The sequence below is a fragment of the Acidovorax sp. genome, assembly GCF_046294525.1.
GTDB lineage: Bacteria > Pseudomonadota > Gammaproteobacteria > Burkholderiales > Burkholderiaceae_C > Acidovorax.
Genome location: NZ_JBKBKQ010000022.1, coordinates 66,505 through 81,219 on the forward strand (window position 1 = coordinate 66,505; position 14,715 = coordinate 81,219).

The following is a 14,715-nucleotide window of genomic DNA, read 5'->3' on the forward strand; positions in this document are numbered from 1 at the left end:
ACCATGAGCAGCAATTTCTACCGCGTCAGCACGGCCAACATGTTCGACAACGCCTTGCGCAACCTCGCATCGCGCCAGACGGGCTTGTCCAACCTGCAGGAAAACCTGACCTCCGGCAAGCGTGTCGTGCGCGCCAGCGACGACCCCGTGGCTGCCGCCCAGGCCGAGCGCGCGCTCAACCGCCTGGCGCGCAACGACACGGACGTGCGCGCCCTGGGCAACCAGCGCAACACCATGGCGCTGGCCGAGTCCACGCTCGGCCAGGCGGGCGATGCCATACAGGAGTTCCGTGCGCTGGTGGTGAACGCCGGCAATGGCACCTACACCCAGACGGAACGCAATGCGATCGCCCAGCAGCTGGTGAGCCTGCGCGACCAGATCCTGAGCTACGCCAACCGCAAGGACTCCAACGGCATCCCGCTGTTTCAGGGCCTGGGCAGCGCGGAAATGCCCTTCACCGGCCCCAACCCGCTGTTCGGTTTTGCCGGCCTGCCGGGCCAGGGTGCCAGCGGCTCCACCAGCATCGCCAGCGTGCTGGACGGCATGGCCGCTTGGATGGACGTGCCCACGGGCAACGGCGTGTTCACGGTGGACATCAACGCCGCCAACCAGGGCAAGGCCTGGGCCACGGTGGGCCAGGTGACCGACCCCACGGCGTTTGCCGCCAGCACGGTGGACCAGTACGTGATCACCATCGGCGGCACAGCCGCCGCACCCACCTACGACGTGCTGGACAGCGCCACGATGACCTCGGTGCTGCCCAGCGGCCCGCAGCCGTTCACACTGCCCACGTCGGCCACGTCCACGCCGTTCACCATCGCGTTCGACGGCATTTCCATCGGCATCGGTGGGGCGCCGGCCCCGGGCGACGAGTTCACGGTGATCCGCAACAGCGCAGACCCCAACACCCAGTCCAACGTATTCCAGGTGCTGGACAACGTGATCGCCGCCGTGCGCAACGGCTCCAACCCCGACGGCAGCACGGCCTCAGGCCCGCTCACGCACGCCATCAACCGCGGCCTGGCCGAGATCGATGCGGCCATGAACCGGCTCAACGGATCCCGCGGCTTTGCGGGCGACCTGCTCAACCGCGCGGACCGCATCGAAGGGGACCTGGACAAGCGCGCCATCCAGCTGGAGGAGGACCGTTCGCGGGCCGAGGATCTCGATATGATGAAAGGGATTTCGGACTTTCAGAACCAGCAGGTAGGGTACGAGGCAGCCCTCAAGTCCTACGCCATGGTCCAGAAGATGTCCCTGTTCAATTTCATCGGCTAGTGCCTGCTCGCGGGCGGAAGAGACAACAAAGCCCTTCCGGGAGCAGGCCCCGTTACCTTGCCTGAGAGCACATGGTCCAATCCGTTCTTGGCAGCCTGATACTCGGCTACCGCCCCCTGTGGAACCGTGCCCGCAAGCTGGCCGCGATCCAGCTTTACGCCCACAACGAATCCGCCGCCGTCGTCGATGCCGGCCACCTGCTGCGCACCCTGCAGGAGCTGTGGTCGGCCAGCTCCCCCCCTTTGCTCATCTCGGCCCAATCGCGCCAGCTGCTGTGCGACTTTCTGGAGCACGCACCGCGCGGCTCGCCGTGGATCGAGGTGCGCGGCGAATGGCTGTCCGACTCGGCCATCTACACCCGCGTCAAATTGGCGCACCAGCGCGGGCTCAAGCTCGTCTGGCGCGGCGAGATCACCAAGCTGCCCGAGGCCGACATTGCGCGCTGCTTTGACAACAGTCTGCTGACGCTGAGCCCCGAGGCGGCCGTGGCGGCCCTCAAGACCGCGCCCACCCGGCCCGGCGCCCCGGCCCATGCCGCGCGCCCTGCCAGCCCCGTGCTGGCAGGCCAGATGTACGAAGGCATTGCCAGCCGCGCGCTGATGGAGCATTGCCTGGACCAGCACAACGCCCTGGCACTGGCCGGCTGGCCCGCAGAAGACGTGCTCTACAGCATGCGCCACACGCCGCAGCAGCCCTCGCACGAGGTGATCTTCAAGCTCATGAAGTCCATCGACGCGGAAGAGTCTCTGGAGACGTTTGAGGCCATCATGGGCGAGGACCCTTTGCTGGCTTACCGCTTCATGGTCTACACCAACTCGGCGGCGCTGGGGCTGCGCACCGGCATCGATTCGCTGCGGCGGGGGCTGGTGATGATGGGCTATGGCTCCATCAAGCGCTGGCTGTCCGACCAGCTGCCGCACGCCAGCACCGACCCCAACATGCAACCTGTGCGCGAGAGCATGGTGATACGCGCCGACCTGATGGCCCACCTGCTGGATGCAGGCATCGAGAACGACCTGCGCCGCGAGATCTACCTGTGCGGCCTGCTGTCGCGCCTGGACGAGTTGCTGGGCGAGCCGCTGGGAACCATCCTGCGCCGCCTGCCGCTGTCCGAACGCATCTACGACGCCACCGTGCTGGGAACCGGCCCCTACGCCAGCGGCCTGCAGATGGCCTGCGCGCTGGAGACGGACGACGCCAGTGCCATCCGCCAGCTGTGCGAGACGCATGAGATGGTGCTGGAGGACGTCAACCGCGCCCTGCTGCGCGTGCTGGCGGACCTGGAGGTGGAACGCAAGGCTTGAATTTTTCAAGCCTTTTTAGCCTCTAGGAGCCTGTCGGACTTGGAAGTCGTCGGCTGCAAATTGACCGCAGCGGTCCATTTTTGGCTACGCCGCTCTTCGAGAACACCGTCTTTTTGCCCCATAGCTGGGCTATGGGGCTGCAAATCCGGCAAAAACTGAACAGCGGCTTCCAGGCCCACTTCCCGATCTTTTCACCGTCAGCGGTCTCCTCGCTGGGGCCAATTTTCGTTTTCGACGCTCCAAGTCCGACAGGCTCCTAGCGCTTATCCATAAAGCGCTGATCGCTATCAATTTTATAGCTTTGGGCTAACGCCCTTGCTCCGCGCGCACACGCTGGAACACGCGCCAGAACGCTGCATCCTGCGTGGTCGCAAAGTTGATGCGCATGAGCGTGCTGGGCTTGCGCTCGGCGTGGAACAGCGCGCCGGGCGCGAGCAGGTAGCCCTCGTCCAGCATGCGCTGCGCCAGCGCGTCGGTGTCCACGCCCGTATCCACCCAGCCAAACAGGCCCACGGGCTCGGCCGCAAAGCTGCAGTCAGCGGAGAGCGCCAGCTTCACGCTGCGCGCACGGGCGGCGTCGAGCCGGGTGCGGATGCGCTCGGCATGGCGGCGCAGCTGGCCTTGTTCGATGCACAGGGCCAGCGCTTTTTCGAGCAACGCGGGCGTAGTCAGCGTGGCCAGCAACTTTGTGTCCAGCAGCTGCTCGATGAGGGCGGGGTGGGCGGCCAGGTAGCCGATGCGCCAGTTGGGCGCGAGGATCTTGGCGAAGCCGCTCACGTAGATGGTGCGAGAAAGGCCGTCCAGCGCGGTAAGGCGCGTGGCGTGCTCAGGCGCGATGTGGCTGTAGGTGTCGTCTTCCACCACATGGAAGTTGTGCTGGTTGGCCAGCTGCAGGATGCGGTGCGCGCTGCCGGGCGAGAGGCAGTAGCCCGTGGGGTTGTGGAACACGCTCACGCTCACGTAGAGCTTGGGCTTGTGCACCTCGCAGTACCGGGCCATGACCTCCAGGTCCGGCCCGTCCGCGCGGCGCGGCACGGGCAGGATGTGCATGCCCAGGGCTGCCAGCCGCGCAAACTCCACGGCCCAGCCGGGCTCCTCCACCATGACCGGGTCGCCCGGGCGCAGCAGCGTGCGGCTCACGATATCGAGCGCGTGCGTGGCCCCCACCGTGGTGATGATCTGCTCGGGCGCTGCATGCACGTTAAGCGTGGCCAGCTTCTTGGACAGGCTGCGGCGCAGGCCCGCGTCGCCCAGCGGTTCGCCGTACTGCAGCGAGAAGTCCTGCAGCGCCCGTGTGCTGGTCACCTTGCGCACGGCGGCGGGCATGAAGGTGGACTCCAGCCAGTCGGAGGGAAACACGCCCATGCCGGGCTGGGGCTTGTCGCTGATCTTGTGGAACATGCCGCGGATGAGTGCCGTGGCATTCACTGGCGGGGCGCCGCGCGCCGCGCCCCGGGCGGCAAACCAGTGGGCCGTGCTCCACCGGCTGCCTGCCGCCTCCATGGCGGCCACGTCCACGGTGTCGGGCACGGGGACGCCGGGCGGCGCGGCCTCGCGCACGAAAAAGCCGCGGTTCTTGCGCGCTTCCACCAGCCCCTGGGCCAGCAGCTGGTCGTACGCTGCCACTACGGTAGACGGGCTCACGTCGTGCTGCAGCGCGCACTGCCGCACCGATGGCAGCCGCGCGCCAGGTGCCAGCAGGCGGTTGCGGATGCGCTCCGCAAAGCGGGCGGACAGCTGCTCGGTGAGCGACTGGGAAGAGGTTTTCATCAGCATGGTGAGTCCCGGTGTACTGCCATCGCGACCAATACAGATGCGCAACTGCTATGCCAAACTGTATTGATTGTGTACTGGCGACCAAGATTACATTGAAGTGCAGCGAGACACAACACCACCTGCTTTCACCACCCCACCGCACCCCCATGAGCGCCGCCGAACTCACCGCCCTGCTGTTGTTCTGCACTGCGATGAGTTTTTCGCCGGGGCCCAACACGACGCTGTCCACCGCGCTGGCCGCCAACCTGGGCCTCCAACGCGCGCTGCGCTTTTGCCTGGCGGTGCCCACTGGCTGGACGCTGCTCATGCTCGCCAGCGGGCTGGGCCTCGGGGCGCTCATCACCGGTGTGCCCGCGCTGCGCTGGGGCGTGACGCTGGCGGGCGTTGCCTACATGCTGTGGCTGGCGTTCAAGCTCAGCCGCGCCGGACAGCTGACCGAAGTGGACGGTAGCCGCCTGAACGTGACCTTCTGGCAGGGCGTGGCCCTGCAGTTCGTGAACATCAAGGCGTGGATGCTGGCGCTCACGCTCAGCGCGGGCTGGGTGGTCAACGCCGCTGGCCAGCCTGCGGCCAACCCGGGCGAGCGGCTGGCCATCATTTGCGCCGTGATGATGGCGTTCGCGTTCACCAGCAATTTTGTGTATGCGCTCGTGGGCTCGTTGCTGCGCCAGTGGCTGGCCCAGGGCCGCCGCCTGCTGTGGTTCAACCGTGCGCTGGCTTTGGTGCTGGTGGCGACGGCCGTGTGGATGCTCACGCTATGAACCCGGCACAGGAACGCGAAGCCCTGGTCTGGGGCCTGGTGGGCGTGGCCCTGTTCGCCGCCACGCTGCCGATGACGCGGCTGGCCGTGGGCCCGGTGGAAGCGCCGCAGCTCTCGCCCTGGTTCGTCACTTTCGGCCGTGCGGCGGTGGCGGGGCTGCTGTCTGCCGGATACCTCGCGTGGCAGTGCAGCCAGGGGCGGCTGAACGTGCCCGGCCGCACGCAGTGGCCGCTGCTGGGCGTCACCGCTTTCGGCGTGATCGTGGGTTTTCCGTTGTTCCTGGCGCTCGCGCTGCGGTACGTGCCCAGCACGCACGGCGCGGTGGTCACGGCGCTGCTGCCGTTGTCCACGGCGGTACTGGGCGCGCTGTGGTATCGCCAGCGGCCTTCGGCGGGTTTTTGGGCGTGTGCCGTGCTGGGCAGCGGCCTGGTGCTGGGCTTCATGGCCTGGCGCGCGGGCGGCCTCTACCTGGGCGCGGCCAACATCTATTTGCTGATTGCCATGACCACGGGCGCCTTCGGATACATCGGCGGCGCGCGGCTCACTCCGAGCCTCGGCGCCGAGCAGGTGATCTGCTGGGTGCTGGCCTGTTGCCTGCCGCTCACTCTGCCCGTGGCCTGGTGGTTTGCGCCGGCCACGCCCGGGGCAATCGGCGCCATGGCCTGGATGGGCTTTGCCTACGTGGCGCTGTTTTCGATGTGGATCGGTTTCTTTGCCTGGTACCGCGCGTTGGCCCTGGGCGCCGTGCGGGTGAGCCAGATCCAGCTGGTGCAGCCCTTTCTGAGCCTGCTGTTTGCCGTGCCGCTCGTGGGCGAGCGGCTGGACGCCACCACACTGGTTTTCGCCCTGGCTGTGATCGCCACTGTGTACCTGGGCAAGAAGATGCCTATCCGACCTGCTGGTAACCCTGCATGAAGCTGGAACAATTTTCTTTTGGCACCACCGACTGGGCCCAGGTCCCGCGCGAGGAGAAAAGCGCGCAGGCCGGCCAGGCCTTCTGGCGCACCCAGCAGTTTGGCGAGGTGCGCGTGCGGATGGTGGAGTCCACGCCCGGCTACGTTTCAGACCACTGGTGCAAGAGCCTGTTTACGGTCTTTTCATGGTGCCCGCAAGGCAGCACAAGGCTGCAATCAAGGCGCGTGCCGCCGCCCAGGCTGGATGCCTGGGCAAGGTGCGCAACGCTGAGTGCGGCCTTGTGCTGCCTTGCCCGAAGGGTTGCCCCGCAAAAGCGGCATCCGCTGCGTTGCCCGTCCTCGCCGGGCCACCGGCCCGGCTGCGGTGGTCGCCTAGCACCTGCCGCTTTTGCGGGGCAACGGGCACTATGAAAAGACCGCAAACAGGCTCTAGGCCATGTGCTGCTCTGTATGAGCGGCGAACTTCATACCGAGCTGGCGGACGGCCGCACATTCACGCTGACCCCGGGCATGAGCTACCAGGTGGCCGACAATGCGGAACCCCACCGTTCCACCGCGCCGAACGGGGCCACGCTGTTCATCGTGGATTGACGGATTTTCTGGCGACGATTTAGCAACATGGGCGCGCACATCTGACCGCGGCCCGCAGGAGAGCAAGAGTGAAACTGAACGACCTCCCACAGACCAGCACCTGGACCCTGGCGCGCCGCGCCGAGCGCATGAACCCCTCGGTCATCCGCGAAATCCTCAAGGTCACCGAAAAGCCCGGCATCATCAGCCTGGCCGGCGGCCTGCCTTCGCCCAAGACTTTCCCGGTCTCGGCCTTTGCCGAAGCCTCGGCCGCCGTGCTGGCCAACGATGGCGCTGCGGCCCTGCAGTACGCGGCCAGCGAAGGCTACGGCCCGCTGCGCCAGGCGATTGCCGACTTCCTGCCCTGGGATGTGAACCCCGACCAGATCCTCATCACCACCGGATCGCAGCAGGCGCTGGACCTGATCGCCAAGGTGCTCATCGACACGGACAGCCGCGTGCTGGTGGAAACGCCCACCTACCTGGGCGCGCTGCAGGCCTTCACGCCCATGGAACCTGCCGTGGTGGCCGTGGACAGCGACAACGAGGGCGTGCTGGTGGACGACCTGCGCGCCAAGGTGGGCACGGGCGCCAACAAGGCGCGCTTTTTGTACGTGCTGCCCAACTTCCAGAACCCCACGGGCCGCACCATGAGCGAAGCCCGCCGCGCGGCATTGGTGCAGGCCGCAGCCGAGCTGAACCTGCCGCTGGTGGAAGACAACCCCTATGGCGACCTGTGGTTTGACAACCCGCCGCCCGCACCGCTCACGGCCCGCAACCCCGAGGGCTGCATCTACATGGGCTCGTTCTCCAAGGTACTGGCCCCTGGGCTGCGTCTGGGCTTCATCGTGGCGCCCAAGGCCGTGTACCCCAAGCTGTTGCAGGCCAAGCAGGCGGCCGACCTGCACACGCCCGGCTACAACCAGCGCCTGGTGGCCGAGGTGATGAAGGGCAACTTCCTGGACCGCCACGTGCCCACCATCCGCGCGCTGTACAAGCAGCAGTGCGAGTCGATGCTGGCCGCCCTGTCCAAGGAAATGCAGGGGCTGGGTGTGGAGTGGAACCGCCCTGACGGCGGCATGTTCCTGTGGGTACGCCTGCCCGAAGGCATGAGCGCCATCGACCTGCTGCCCAAAGCGGTGGAGCGCAATGTGGCCTTTGTGCCCGGCGCGGCCTTCTACGCCGACAACGCCGACCCACGCACGCTGCGCCTGTCGTTTGTCACATCGACGGCCGAGCAAATCGCCACTGGCATCGCGGCCCTCGCTACCGCTATCCGTGAGCACAAGGGCTGACACGGCATGCTGAGGATCTGGGGACGCCTGTCGTCCATCAACGTCCGCAAGGTGGTGTGGGCCGTGCAAGAGCTGGGCCTGTCGTCGGTGCAGCGCACCGACGCGGGCGGCCAGTTCGGCATCGTGCGCGAGCCGCGCTACTTGGGCCTCAACCCCAACGGCCTGGTGCCGCTGATCGAGGACGACCAGACGGGCACCGTGCTGTGGGAGTCCAACGCCATCGTGCGCTATCTGTGCGCGCGCCATGCACCGGGCGAGCTGTACCCCGAAGCCCTGCCCGCCCGCTTTGTGGCCGAGCAGTGGATGGACTGGCAGCAGACCACACTGAACCCGGCCGGGCGCGATGCCTTCATCCAGTGGATTCGCACGCCCGCAGCACAGCGCAACGACGCGCTGATCGCCGCCTCCGTGGCCGCCACCGAACCTTTGATGGCGATGCTGGACGCCCATCTGGCGCGCCAGCCCTACATGGCGGGCGAGCGTTTCACCATGGCCGACATTCCCTTGGGCTGCGAAATCCACCGCTGGTGGGGCTTGCCGCAGGAGCGCCCCGCACGGCCGCACCTGGAGCGGTGGTACAACGCGGTCAGTTCGCGCCCCGGCGCCCGGGGCGTGCTCGACTTACACCTTTCCTGAGCAGCCATGCACCAGCGCCCCTTCAAGCAGATTGATGTGTTCAGCGACCGCCCCGGCTACGGCAACCCCGTGGCCGTGGTGCTGGACGCGCAGGACCTCAGCGACAGCGACATGCGCCGCTTTGCGGCCTGGACCAACCTGTCGGAAACCACCTTTCTGCTGCCGCCCACTGAGGCGGGGCGCGCCGCGGGCGCCGACTACCGCCTGCGCATCTTCAGCCCCAACGGCGAGCTGCCCTTCGCAGGCCACCCCACCCTTGGCACGTGCCACGCGTGGCTGCAGGCGGGCAATACGCCGCAGCAAACTGGCATGGTGATTCAGGAATGCGCGCTGGGCCTGGTGCGCATTGCACAAGCCGACGGCACGCTGGCTTTTGCCGCGCCGCCACTCAAACGCAGCGCGCCCAGCCCGGCACTGGTACCGCTGATTGCCAGCGCCCTGGGCCTGCGCCCGCAGCAGATTTTGGGCGCGCAGCTGCTGGACAACGGACCCGTCTGGCTGGGCCTGCTGCTGGACAGCGCCGACACCGTGCTCAGCCTGCACCCCGACCATGCGCGCCTGAAGGATTTGGGCCAGGACGTGGGCGTGATCCATGTGGGCCCCGCCGCCACCGACACCCACCGGCCCGGCGTGGTGGTGCGCGCTTTTGCGGCCCCCATGGGCAACCCTGAAGACCCGGTCACCGGCACCCTGAACGCCAGCCTGGCCGAATGGCTGATCGCCGACGGCCTGGCTCCCAAGCGCTACCTGGTGGCCCAGGGCGAATGCCTGGGCCGTGCCGGGCGCGTGCATGTGCGCCAGGACGAGCATCACCAGATCTGGGTGGGCGGCCAGGCCGTCACCTGCATCGAAGGAAAAGTACTTCTATGACCCCCTGAGATACAAGCGGCTAAGGCTCGGTGGCTCGCGCCAGAGGCGCGGCCTCTTCGGCCTGTCCGAGCCTGCGCAGGCAGGCTCGGAACCTCAAGCATCAGCCCCAAGGGGGGCGCACCCGGGGGCCTGGCAAAGCCAGTTCCACGGGTGCACTGGTCTGCGCCGCGCCAGTTTTTGACATGCGGCCCTTGCGAAGGATGAAATCGCCCATGCACCAACGCCCTTTCCAGCAAGTCGACGTCTTCACCGACCAGCCCTACCGCGGCAACCCGCTGGCAGTGGTGCTGGACGGCACGGGCCTGTCCATCGAAGCCATGCAGGAGTTCACGAACTGGACCAACCTGTCCGAAGCCACCTTCGTGCTGCCCCCCACGCCCGAGGGCCGTGCCACCGGGGCCGACTACCGCGTGCGCATCTTCTGTCCTGGGCGCGAGCTGCCCTTTGCCGGCCACCCCACGCTGGGCAGCTGCCACGCCTGGCTGAAGGCCGGCGGCCAGCCGCAGGCGGCGGGCAAGGTGGTGCAGGAATGCGGCGTGGGCCTGGTCACGCTGCGCCAGGACGGCGCGCGCCTGGCATTTGCCGCGCCGCCGCTCATCAAAAGCGGCCCGCTGGCCGAAGAAGATGTGGCCTTGATTGCGAAGGGCCTGCGCGTGGCGCGCAGCGACATCCTGCACCACGCCTGGTGCGACAACGGCCCCAACTGGCGCGGCGTGATGCTGCGCTCGGCCGAGCAGGTGCGCGCGCTCAAGCCCGATGCCAGCATCCTCGGCCAGCTGGATGTGGGCGTGGTCGGCCCGCGCGGAAAAGTGGGAGTGATCGGCAGCACGGACGCCGAAGGGATTGCCTTTGAAGTGCGCGCCTTCTTCCCCGGCAACAACGGCCTGGCCGAAGATCCTGTGACCGGCAGCCTGAACGCAGCCCTCGCGCAGTGGCTCATCGGCGCGGGCCTGGCCCCCGCGCAGTACGTGGCCGCCCAGGGCACATGCCTGGGCCGGGCGGGGCGCGTGTATGTGCAGCAGGACGGCGACACGATCTGGGTGGGCGGCAGCAGCGTGACCTGCGTCTCCGGCGAGGTGCTGTTGTGACCGCCGCAGTGCACGCGCCCTGCGTGGACCACCTCGTCGTGCTCGCGGCCGACCTGGCGAGCGGCGTGGCCTGGTGCGAGCGCAGCTTCGGCATCACCCCCACCGCCGGTGGCGAGCACCCGCTGATGGGCACGCACAACCGCATCTTCAATGTGTCCAGCCCCGCGCACCCGCGCGCCTACCTGGAAGTCATTGCTATCAATCCAGGAGCTGCCAGCGCTCGTCCAGCAAGCGCCAGGCGCTGGTTTGACATGGATGACGCCCCCCTGCAGCAGCAGGTGGCCACGCACGGCCCGCAGCTCATCCACTGGGTGGCCAGCGTGCCCGACGTGGCCGAGCGCTGCGCCGCGCTGGCCACGCTGGACATCGACCGCGGCCCCGTGCTCACGGCCAGCCGCCCCACGCCCAGCGGCCTGCTGGAGTGGCAGATCACCGTGCGCGACGACGGCCTGCGCCTGATGGACGGCTGCCTGCCCACGCTGATCCAGTGGGGCGCCGTGCATCCCTGCGACAGCCTGCCCGCGTCGGGCGTGCAACTGCAGTCCCTGGCCCTGCAGCACCCGCAGACCGCCACGCTGCAGGCGGCGTGTGATGCCATCGGAGTGGCGGGCTGCGTGGGCGTTGCCGCCGGTGGCGTGCCCCGCATCACCGCGCAGCTCAGCACCCCGCGCGGGCCTGTCGCCATCACATCTTTCACCGCACAGGCCTGACGACCATGCTGTTTTCGCCGCAAGAACTGCTTCTCTTCGCCCTGGCCGCGCTGGTCCTGGTGCTTACGCCGGGCCCCAACATGGTGTATTGCGTCTCGCGCAGTCTCACCCAGGGGCCGCGCGCCGGACTCATCTCGCTGGCCGGTGTGGTGCTGGGCTTTGTTGTGCACCTGCTGGCGGCGGCCTTGGGCCTCACCGCGCTGCTGGCTGCCGTGCCGCTGGCGTTTGACGCCATCCGCTATGCCGGCGCAGCCTACCTGCTGTGGATGGCCTGGCAGGCCGTCAAGCCCGGCGGCGCCGCACCGTTTGAAGCGCGCAACCTGCCGCACGACAGCCCGCGCACGCTGTTCCTCATGGGCTTCATGACCAACCTGCTCAATCCCAAGGTCGCGATGTTCTACCTGTCGTTCTTCCCGCAGTTCCTGCACCCCGAGCGCGGCCAGCTGCTGCAGCAAAGCCTGACACTGGGCGCCGTGCAGATCAGCACCAGCGCCGCCGTCAATGCCCTGCTGGTGCTGGGCGCCGCCCGCGTGGCGCTGTTCCTCAACCGCAACGCCGCATGGATGCGCGCGCAGCGCTACTTCATGGGCACCGTGCTCGGTCTGCTCGCCCTGCGCCTCCTCACCGAAAAGAAAGCCGCCGCGTGAACACCCGCCTCGACCCCACCGCCCTGCTGCCCACCCTGTCCGACATCGAAGCCGCCGCCGAGGTGGTGTACCGCGACTTCGCCGCCACGCCCCAATACCGCTGGGGCCTGCTGAGCCAGCGCCTAGGCACCGACTGCTGGCTCAAGCACGAGAACCACACCCCCGTGGGCGCTTTCAAGATCCGCGGGGGCCTGACCTACTTCGACCAGCTCGCCCAACGCGGCGCGATGCCCGCCGAGGTGATCAGCGCCACACGCGGCAACCACGGCCAGAGCATGGGCTGGGCCGCGCGTCGCCACGGCGTGGCCTGCACCATCGTCGTGCCGCGTGGCAACTCGGTGGAGAAGAACGCGGCCATGCGCGCTTTAGGCGTCACCCTCATCGAACATGGCGACGACTTTCAGGAGGCGCGCGAGCACGCCATCCAGCTCGCCGCCCAGCGCGGCGCCGACATGGTGCCCAGCTTCCACCCCGACCTGCTGCGCGGCGTTGCCACCTACTGGTGGGAGTTTTTGCGCGCCGTGCCGCAGCTGGATGTGGTGTACGTGCCCATCGGCCAGGGCTCGGGCGCGTGCTCGGCCATTGCCGCCAAGCTGGCCCTGCAGCACCCCGTGCGCGTGGTGGGCGTGGTCAGCAGCCATGCCACCACGTATGCCGATTCGCTCGCCGCAGGCCGGGTAGTCGAAGCCCCGGTAACAACCCAGCTGGCCGACGGCATGGCCTGCCGCGTCGCCGATGCCGAGGCGCTGGCCGTGCTGGCCCCGCACATCGACCACATCGTGCAGGTGAGCGACGCCGAGGTGGCCGCCGCCATGCGCGCGATCTTCACCGACACACACAACGTGGCCGAGGGAGCGGGGGCGGCGGCGCTGGCAGCGGCGTTGCAGGAAAAAGACCGATTGAAGGGCCTGAACGTGGGCCTGGCGTTGACGGGGGGCAACGTCGATGCGCCGGTGTTCGCAAACGCCTTGCAAGCTCCTTGATTTGACGGAAAGAGAGCCAAAAACAAAAAAAGGGGCGCGAGGCCCCTTTTTTATTGGCAAAGGGCACTTGTTACTTCACGGGTGGGCGGCACTTGCCGCCTTCAGCCAGCTCCAGCTTCGCGATGTCCATCTTGCCTTGTTCTTCAGACACCTGCTCCAAATCGGCCCCACCGACAAAGACGACCATCTTGATGAACTGGCGGATGAAATAGTTCTTGCCCGACTCGAACAGAAGTTCCAGCTTGTTCGGAGAAAACTCAGACTCGGTTTCGACGGTATGCGTCTTGCCGCCTTCGACTTGTGTGTAGAAGAACACATCGGGAGCGCTGGTACCGATGCACGCGCCGTCGATGCGCAGGTCCTTGGTCAACGCTTTGCCCAACACGCTGTTGCGATACAGGTATTTTCCTTGTGGTTGTTGCTGAAACTCTTTGGCTGCGGCCGATTGCTCTTGCTCCGCAAATTGTAGCTACGCGAAAAGGCAGAAAAAGCGTTTGCGGCGATATGAAGGGTGGTGTTGAAAGACGTTCCGCACAGCAACACCACGCGGTCCCAGACCGCACCGAAGTCGCTCCAGTGACAAACCGCAAGGCAACTTGCTCATCACAATGCGCGCATGGGAACCCTCTACCTCGTGCGCCACGGCCAGGCCTCGTTTGGCGCGGATGACTACGACGTGCTCAGCCCCCGCGGGCGACAGCAGGCCGTGCGCCTGGGCGAATACTGGCGTGCACGCGGTATGGTCTTCGACGCCGTGATGACGGGCACCCTGCGCCGACATACCGACACGCTGGCGGGCATTGCCGAAGGCTTGCAGACCCTGCCGGAGGTGACACGCTGGCCGGGCCTGAACGAGTACGACAGCCACGCCCTGATCGCCGCCGTGCACCCGCAGCCGCTGGGCCCGGCCGACACGCCCGAGCGCTACCGTGCGCACTTCCGCATCCTGTGTGATGCCCTGGCGCAGTGGATGGCGGGCGTCATCAGCCCGCAGGGCATGCCCAGCTGGAACGAGTTTTCGGCCGGCGTGCGCGGCGTGCTGGACCATGTGCGCCACCACCATGCGGGCCAGAACGTGCTGCTGGTCAGCAGCGGCGGCCCCATCTCCGCGGCCGTGGGCGAGGTGCTAGGCACTGCGCCTGAAGTGACGATTGCGCTGAACATGCGCATCCGCAACAGCGCGGTGACGGAGTTTTCCATCTCGTCCAAGCGGCTGATGCTGCAGACCTTCAACACGCTGCCGCACTTGAATGAGGCGCCGCACCTGGAGTGGATCACGCACGCGTGAATAGGGGCATCCCCCTGAGGCGCCGTGGGCGCCTTCCCCCTTCTCTCGAAGCGCTGGCGCGCTTCGAGAGAAGGGGGACGAAGCCCTCGCTGCGGGGCGGCCCTTGCTCGGCTGCCACGGGGTGGGGCCGCGCCAGTTGCGGTCGTTGTGGCGAAACCTTGGCTTTAGGAACCTGGCTTTGCCGGTCTAGGGATCCCCTTACATGGACGTCTCCAGAAGAGCAAGCTTGGGCGGCGTGAAGGTCTGAAGGGTTTGCAGTCTTACATACGGCCTGTCAGTGCAGGGTGTTCGTCCTGCTGGCCCTGATGGCATTCGCGGGTGAGGCTCCCGTCTGCACATCGGGCTTTGATGCCCTTGATCCCTATCGGATTGCCCCCACCCCGGTTTGACCTGTTGACCCATCACACAAGCTTCTTGCGTGCTCTCCTTCAAAACGGTTTCTTTGCGTTTGGTGTGTTCAGATCATCGTTGTGGCCCTAGGGACCCTCTTCACGAATCCCCTGCGTCATGTGCCGACGAATGCTTGAAGCCGAGACAATAGGCACATGAAGCAAAGCAGCCTGGGCCTGAGCAACACCACCAAGCGCACGCGCAAG

At 67.1% G+C, this 14,715-nt stretch carries 15 protein-coding genes and 1 pseudogene; 14 read left to right on the top strand and 2 right to left on the bottom strand.

From position 1 onward, the window contains the following. The first annotated feature begins 3 nt into the window (after positions 1-3). Positions 4-1,278: a flagellar hook-associated protein FlgL gene (flgL, locus tag ACK4HJ_RS17935; RefSeq protein WP_409834085.1), complete on the top strand. Its 1,275-nt coding sequence runs from the start codon at positions 4-6 to the stop codon at positions 1,276-1,278. A 71-nt stretch (positions 1,279-1,349) separates the two neighbouring features. Beyond that, positions 1,350-2,582 (top strand): HDOD domain-containing protein, encoded by a 1,233-nt coding sequence (locus tag ACK4HJ_RS17940; protein WP_409834087.1) that lies wholly within the window; start codon positions 1,350-1,352, stop codon positions 2,580-2,582. A 306-nt stretch (positions 2,583-2,888) separates the two neighbouring features. On the opposite strand, the gene ACK4HJ_RS17945 is transcribed toward ACK4HJ_RS17940, so the two are convergent. Beyond that, on the bottom strand, positions 2,889-4,358 hold the full coding sequence (locus ACK4HJ_RS17945; RefSeq protein ID WP_409834089.1) for a PLP-dependent aminotransferase family protein: 1,470 nt from the start codon (positions 4,356-4,358) through the stop codon (positions 2,889-2,891). A gap of 146 nt (positions 4,359-4,504) precedes the next feature. On the opposite strand from ACK4HJ_RS17945, the gene ACK4HJ_RS17950 reads away from it, so the two are divergent. The 11 genes and pseudogenes from ACK4HJ_RS17950 (at position 4,505) to ACK4HJ_RS18000 (ending at position 12,831) form a co-directional block, all read left to right on the top strand. Continuing rightward, positions 4,505-5,119 carry a LysE family translocator gene (locus tag ACK4HJ_RS17950; RefSeq protein ID WP_409834091.1) on the top strand — a complete coding sequence of 205 codons (615 nt, stop codon included), beginning with the start codon at positions 4,505-4,507 and terminating at the stop codon, positions 5,117-5,119. Continuing rightward, positions 5,116-6,033, top strand: coding sequence for a DMT family transporter (locus ACK4HJ_RS17955; RefSeq protein WP_409834093.1), 918 nt, complete (start codon positions 5,116-5,118; stop codon positions 6,031-6,033). Before ACK4HJ_RS17950 ends, ACK4HJ_RS17955 begins: the two co-directional genes overlap by 4 nt. Beyond that, a complete protein-coding gene (locus tag ACK4HJ_RS17960) occupies positions 6,030-6,443 on the top strand; it encodes a DHCW motif cupin fold protein (protein WP_409834095.1) in 414 nt (137 codons plus the stop codon). Before ACK4HJ_RS17955 ends, ACK4HJ_RS17960 begins: the two co-directional genes overlap by 4 nt. Before the next feature lie 21 nt (positions 6,444-6,464). After that, positions 6,465-6,623: pseudogene (locus ACK4HJ_RS17965) on the top strand (DHCW motif cupin fold protein); the annotation flags it as partial. 68 nt (positions 6,624-6,691) lie between these two features. Beyond that, positions 6,692-7,897, top strand: coding sequence for a PLP-dependent aminotransferase family protein (locus tag ACK4HJ_RS17970; protein WP_409834097.1), 1,206 nt, complete (start codon positions 6,692-6,694; stop codon positions 7,895-7,897). Positions 7,898-7,903: 6 nt separating this feature from the next. Next, a complete protein-coding gene (locus ACK4HJ_RS17975; protein WP_409834099.1) occupies positions 7,904-8,533 on the top strand; it encodes a glutathione S-transferase in 630 nt (209 codons plus the stop codon). 6 nt (positions 8,534-8,539) lie between these two features. Continuing rightward, on the top strand, positions 8,540-9,403 hold the full coding sequence (locus ACK4HJ_RS17980) for a PhzF family phenazine biosynthesis protein (RefSeq protein WP_409834101.1): 864 nt from the start codon (positions 8,540-8,542) through the stop codon (positions 9,401-9,403). Positions 9,404-9,615: 212 nt separating this feature from the next. Beyond that, a complete protein-coding gene (locus tag ACK4HJ_RS17985) occupies positions 9,616-10,491 on the top strand; it encodes a PhzF family phenazine biosynthesis protein (RefSeq protein ID WP_409834103.1) in 876 nt (291 codons plus the stop codon). Further along, entirely contained in the window at positions 10,488-11,201 is a 714-nt protein-coding gene (locus ACK4HJ_RS17990; RefSeq protein ID WP_409834105.1) for a VOC family protein, read from the top strand. The genes ACK4HJ_RS17985 and ACK4HJ_RS17990 overlap by 4 nt, the downstream gene beginning before the upstream one ends. A gap of 5 nt (positions 11,202-11,206) precedes the next feature. Next, positions 11,207-11,848 carry a LysE family translocator gene (locus tag ACK4HJ_RS17995; protein ID WP_409834107.1) on the top strand — a complete coding sequence of 214 codons (642 nt, stop codon included), beginning with the start codon at positions 11,207-11,209 and terminating at the stop codon, positions 11,846-11,848. Continuing rightward, positions 11,845-12,831 (top strand): threonine dehydratase, encoded by a 987-nt coding sequence (locus tag ACK4HJ_RS18000; RefSeq protein ID WP_409834109.1) that lies wholly within the window; start codon positions 11,845-11,847, stop codon positions 12,829-12,831. The genes ACK4HJ_RS17995 and ACK4HJ_RS18000 overlap by 4 nt, the downstream gene beginning before the upstream one ends. A 70-nt stretch (positions 12,832-12,901) precedes the next feature. On the opposite strand, the gene ACK4HJ_RS18005 is transcribed toward ACK4HJ_RS18000, so the two are convergent. Next, positions 12,902-13,231, bottom strand: a complete 330-nt coding sequence (locus ACK4HJ_RS18005; RefSeq protein ID WP_409834119.1) for a DUF2846 domain-containing protein — start codon at positions 13,229-13,231, stop codon at positions 12,902-12,904. A gap of 216 nt (positions 13,232-13,447) precedes the next feature. Here ACK4HJ_RS18005 and ACK4HJ_RS18010 point away from each other — a divergent pair, with 216 nt between their 5' ends. Further along, a complete protein-coding gene (locus ACK4HJ_RS18010; RefSeq protein WP_409834111.1) occupies positions 13,448-14,119 on the top strand; it encodes a histidine phosphatase family protein in 672 nt (223 codons plus the stop codon). Positions 14,120-14,715: the final 596 nt, after the last annotated feature.

Bases quoted from the DNA above. Each gene is read 5' to 3' on its own strand.
- ACK4HJ_RS18010 (WP_409834111.1), top strand. From the start codon at position 13,448: ATGGGAACCCTCTACCTCGTGCGCCACGGCCAGGCCTCGTTTGGCGCG.
- ACK4HJ_RS17975 (WP_409834099.1), top strand. From the start codon at position 7,904: ATGCTGAGGATCTGGGGACGCCTGTCGTCCATCAACGTCCGCAAGGTG.
- ACK4HJ_RS17985 (WP_409834103.1), top strand. From the start codon at position 9,616: ATGCACCAACGCCCTTTCCAGCAAGTCGACGTCTTCACCGACCAGCCC.
- flgL (WP_409834085.1), top strand. From the start codon at position 4: ATGAGCAGCAATTTCTACCGCGTCAGCACGGCCAACATGTTCGACAAC.
- ACK4HJ_RS17960 (WP_409834095.1), top strand. From the start codon at position 6,030: ATGAAGCTGGAACAATTTTCTTTTGGCACCACCGACTGGGCCCAGGTC.
- ACK4HJ_RS17945 (WP_409834089.1), bottom strand. From the start codon at position 4,358: ATGCTGATGAAAACCTCTTCCCAGTCGCTCACCGAGCAGCTGTCCGCC.
- ACK4HJ_RS17995 (WP_409834107.1), top strand. From the start codon at position 11,207: ATGCTGTTTTCGCCGCAAGAACTGCTTCTCTTCGCCCTGGCCGCGCTG.
- ACK4HJ_RS17940 (WP_409834087.1), top strand. From the start codon at position 1,350: ATGGTCCAATCCGTTCTTGGCAGCCTGATACTCGGCTACCGCCCCCTG.
- ACK4HJ_RS17955 (WP_409834093.1), top strand. From the start codon at position 5,116: ATGAACCCGGCACAGGAACGCGAAGCCCTGGTCTGGGGCCTGGTGGGC.
- ACK4HJ_RS17980 (WP_409834101.1), top strand. From the start codon at position 8,540: ATGCACCAGCGCCCCTTCAAGCAGATTGATGTGTTCAGCGACCGCCCC.
- ACK4HJ_RS17950 (WP_409834091.1), top strand. From the start codon at position 4,505: ATGAGCGCCGCCGAACTCACCGCCCTGCTGTTGTTCTGCACTGCGATG.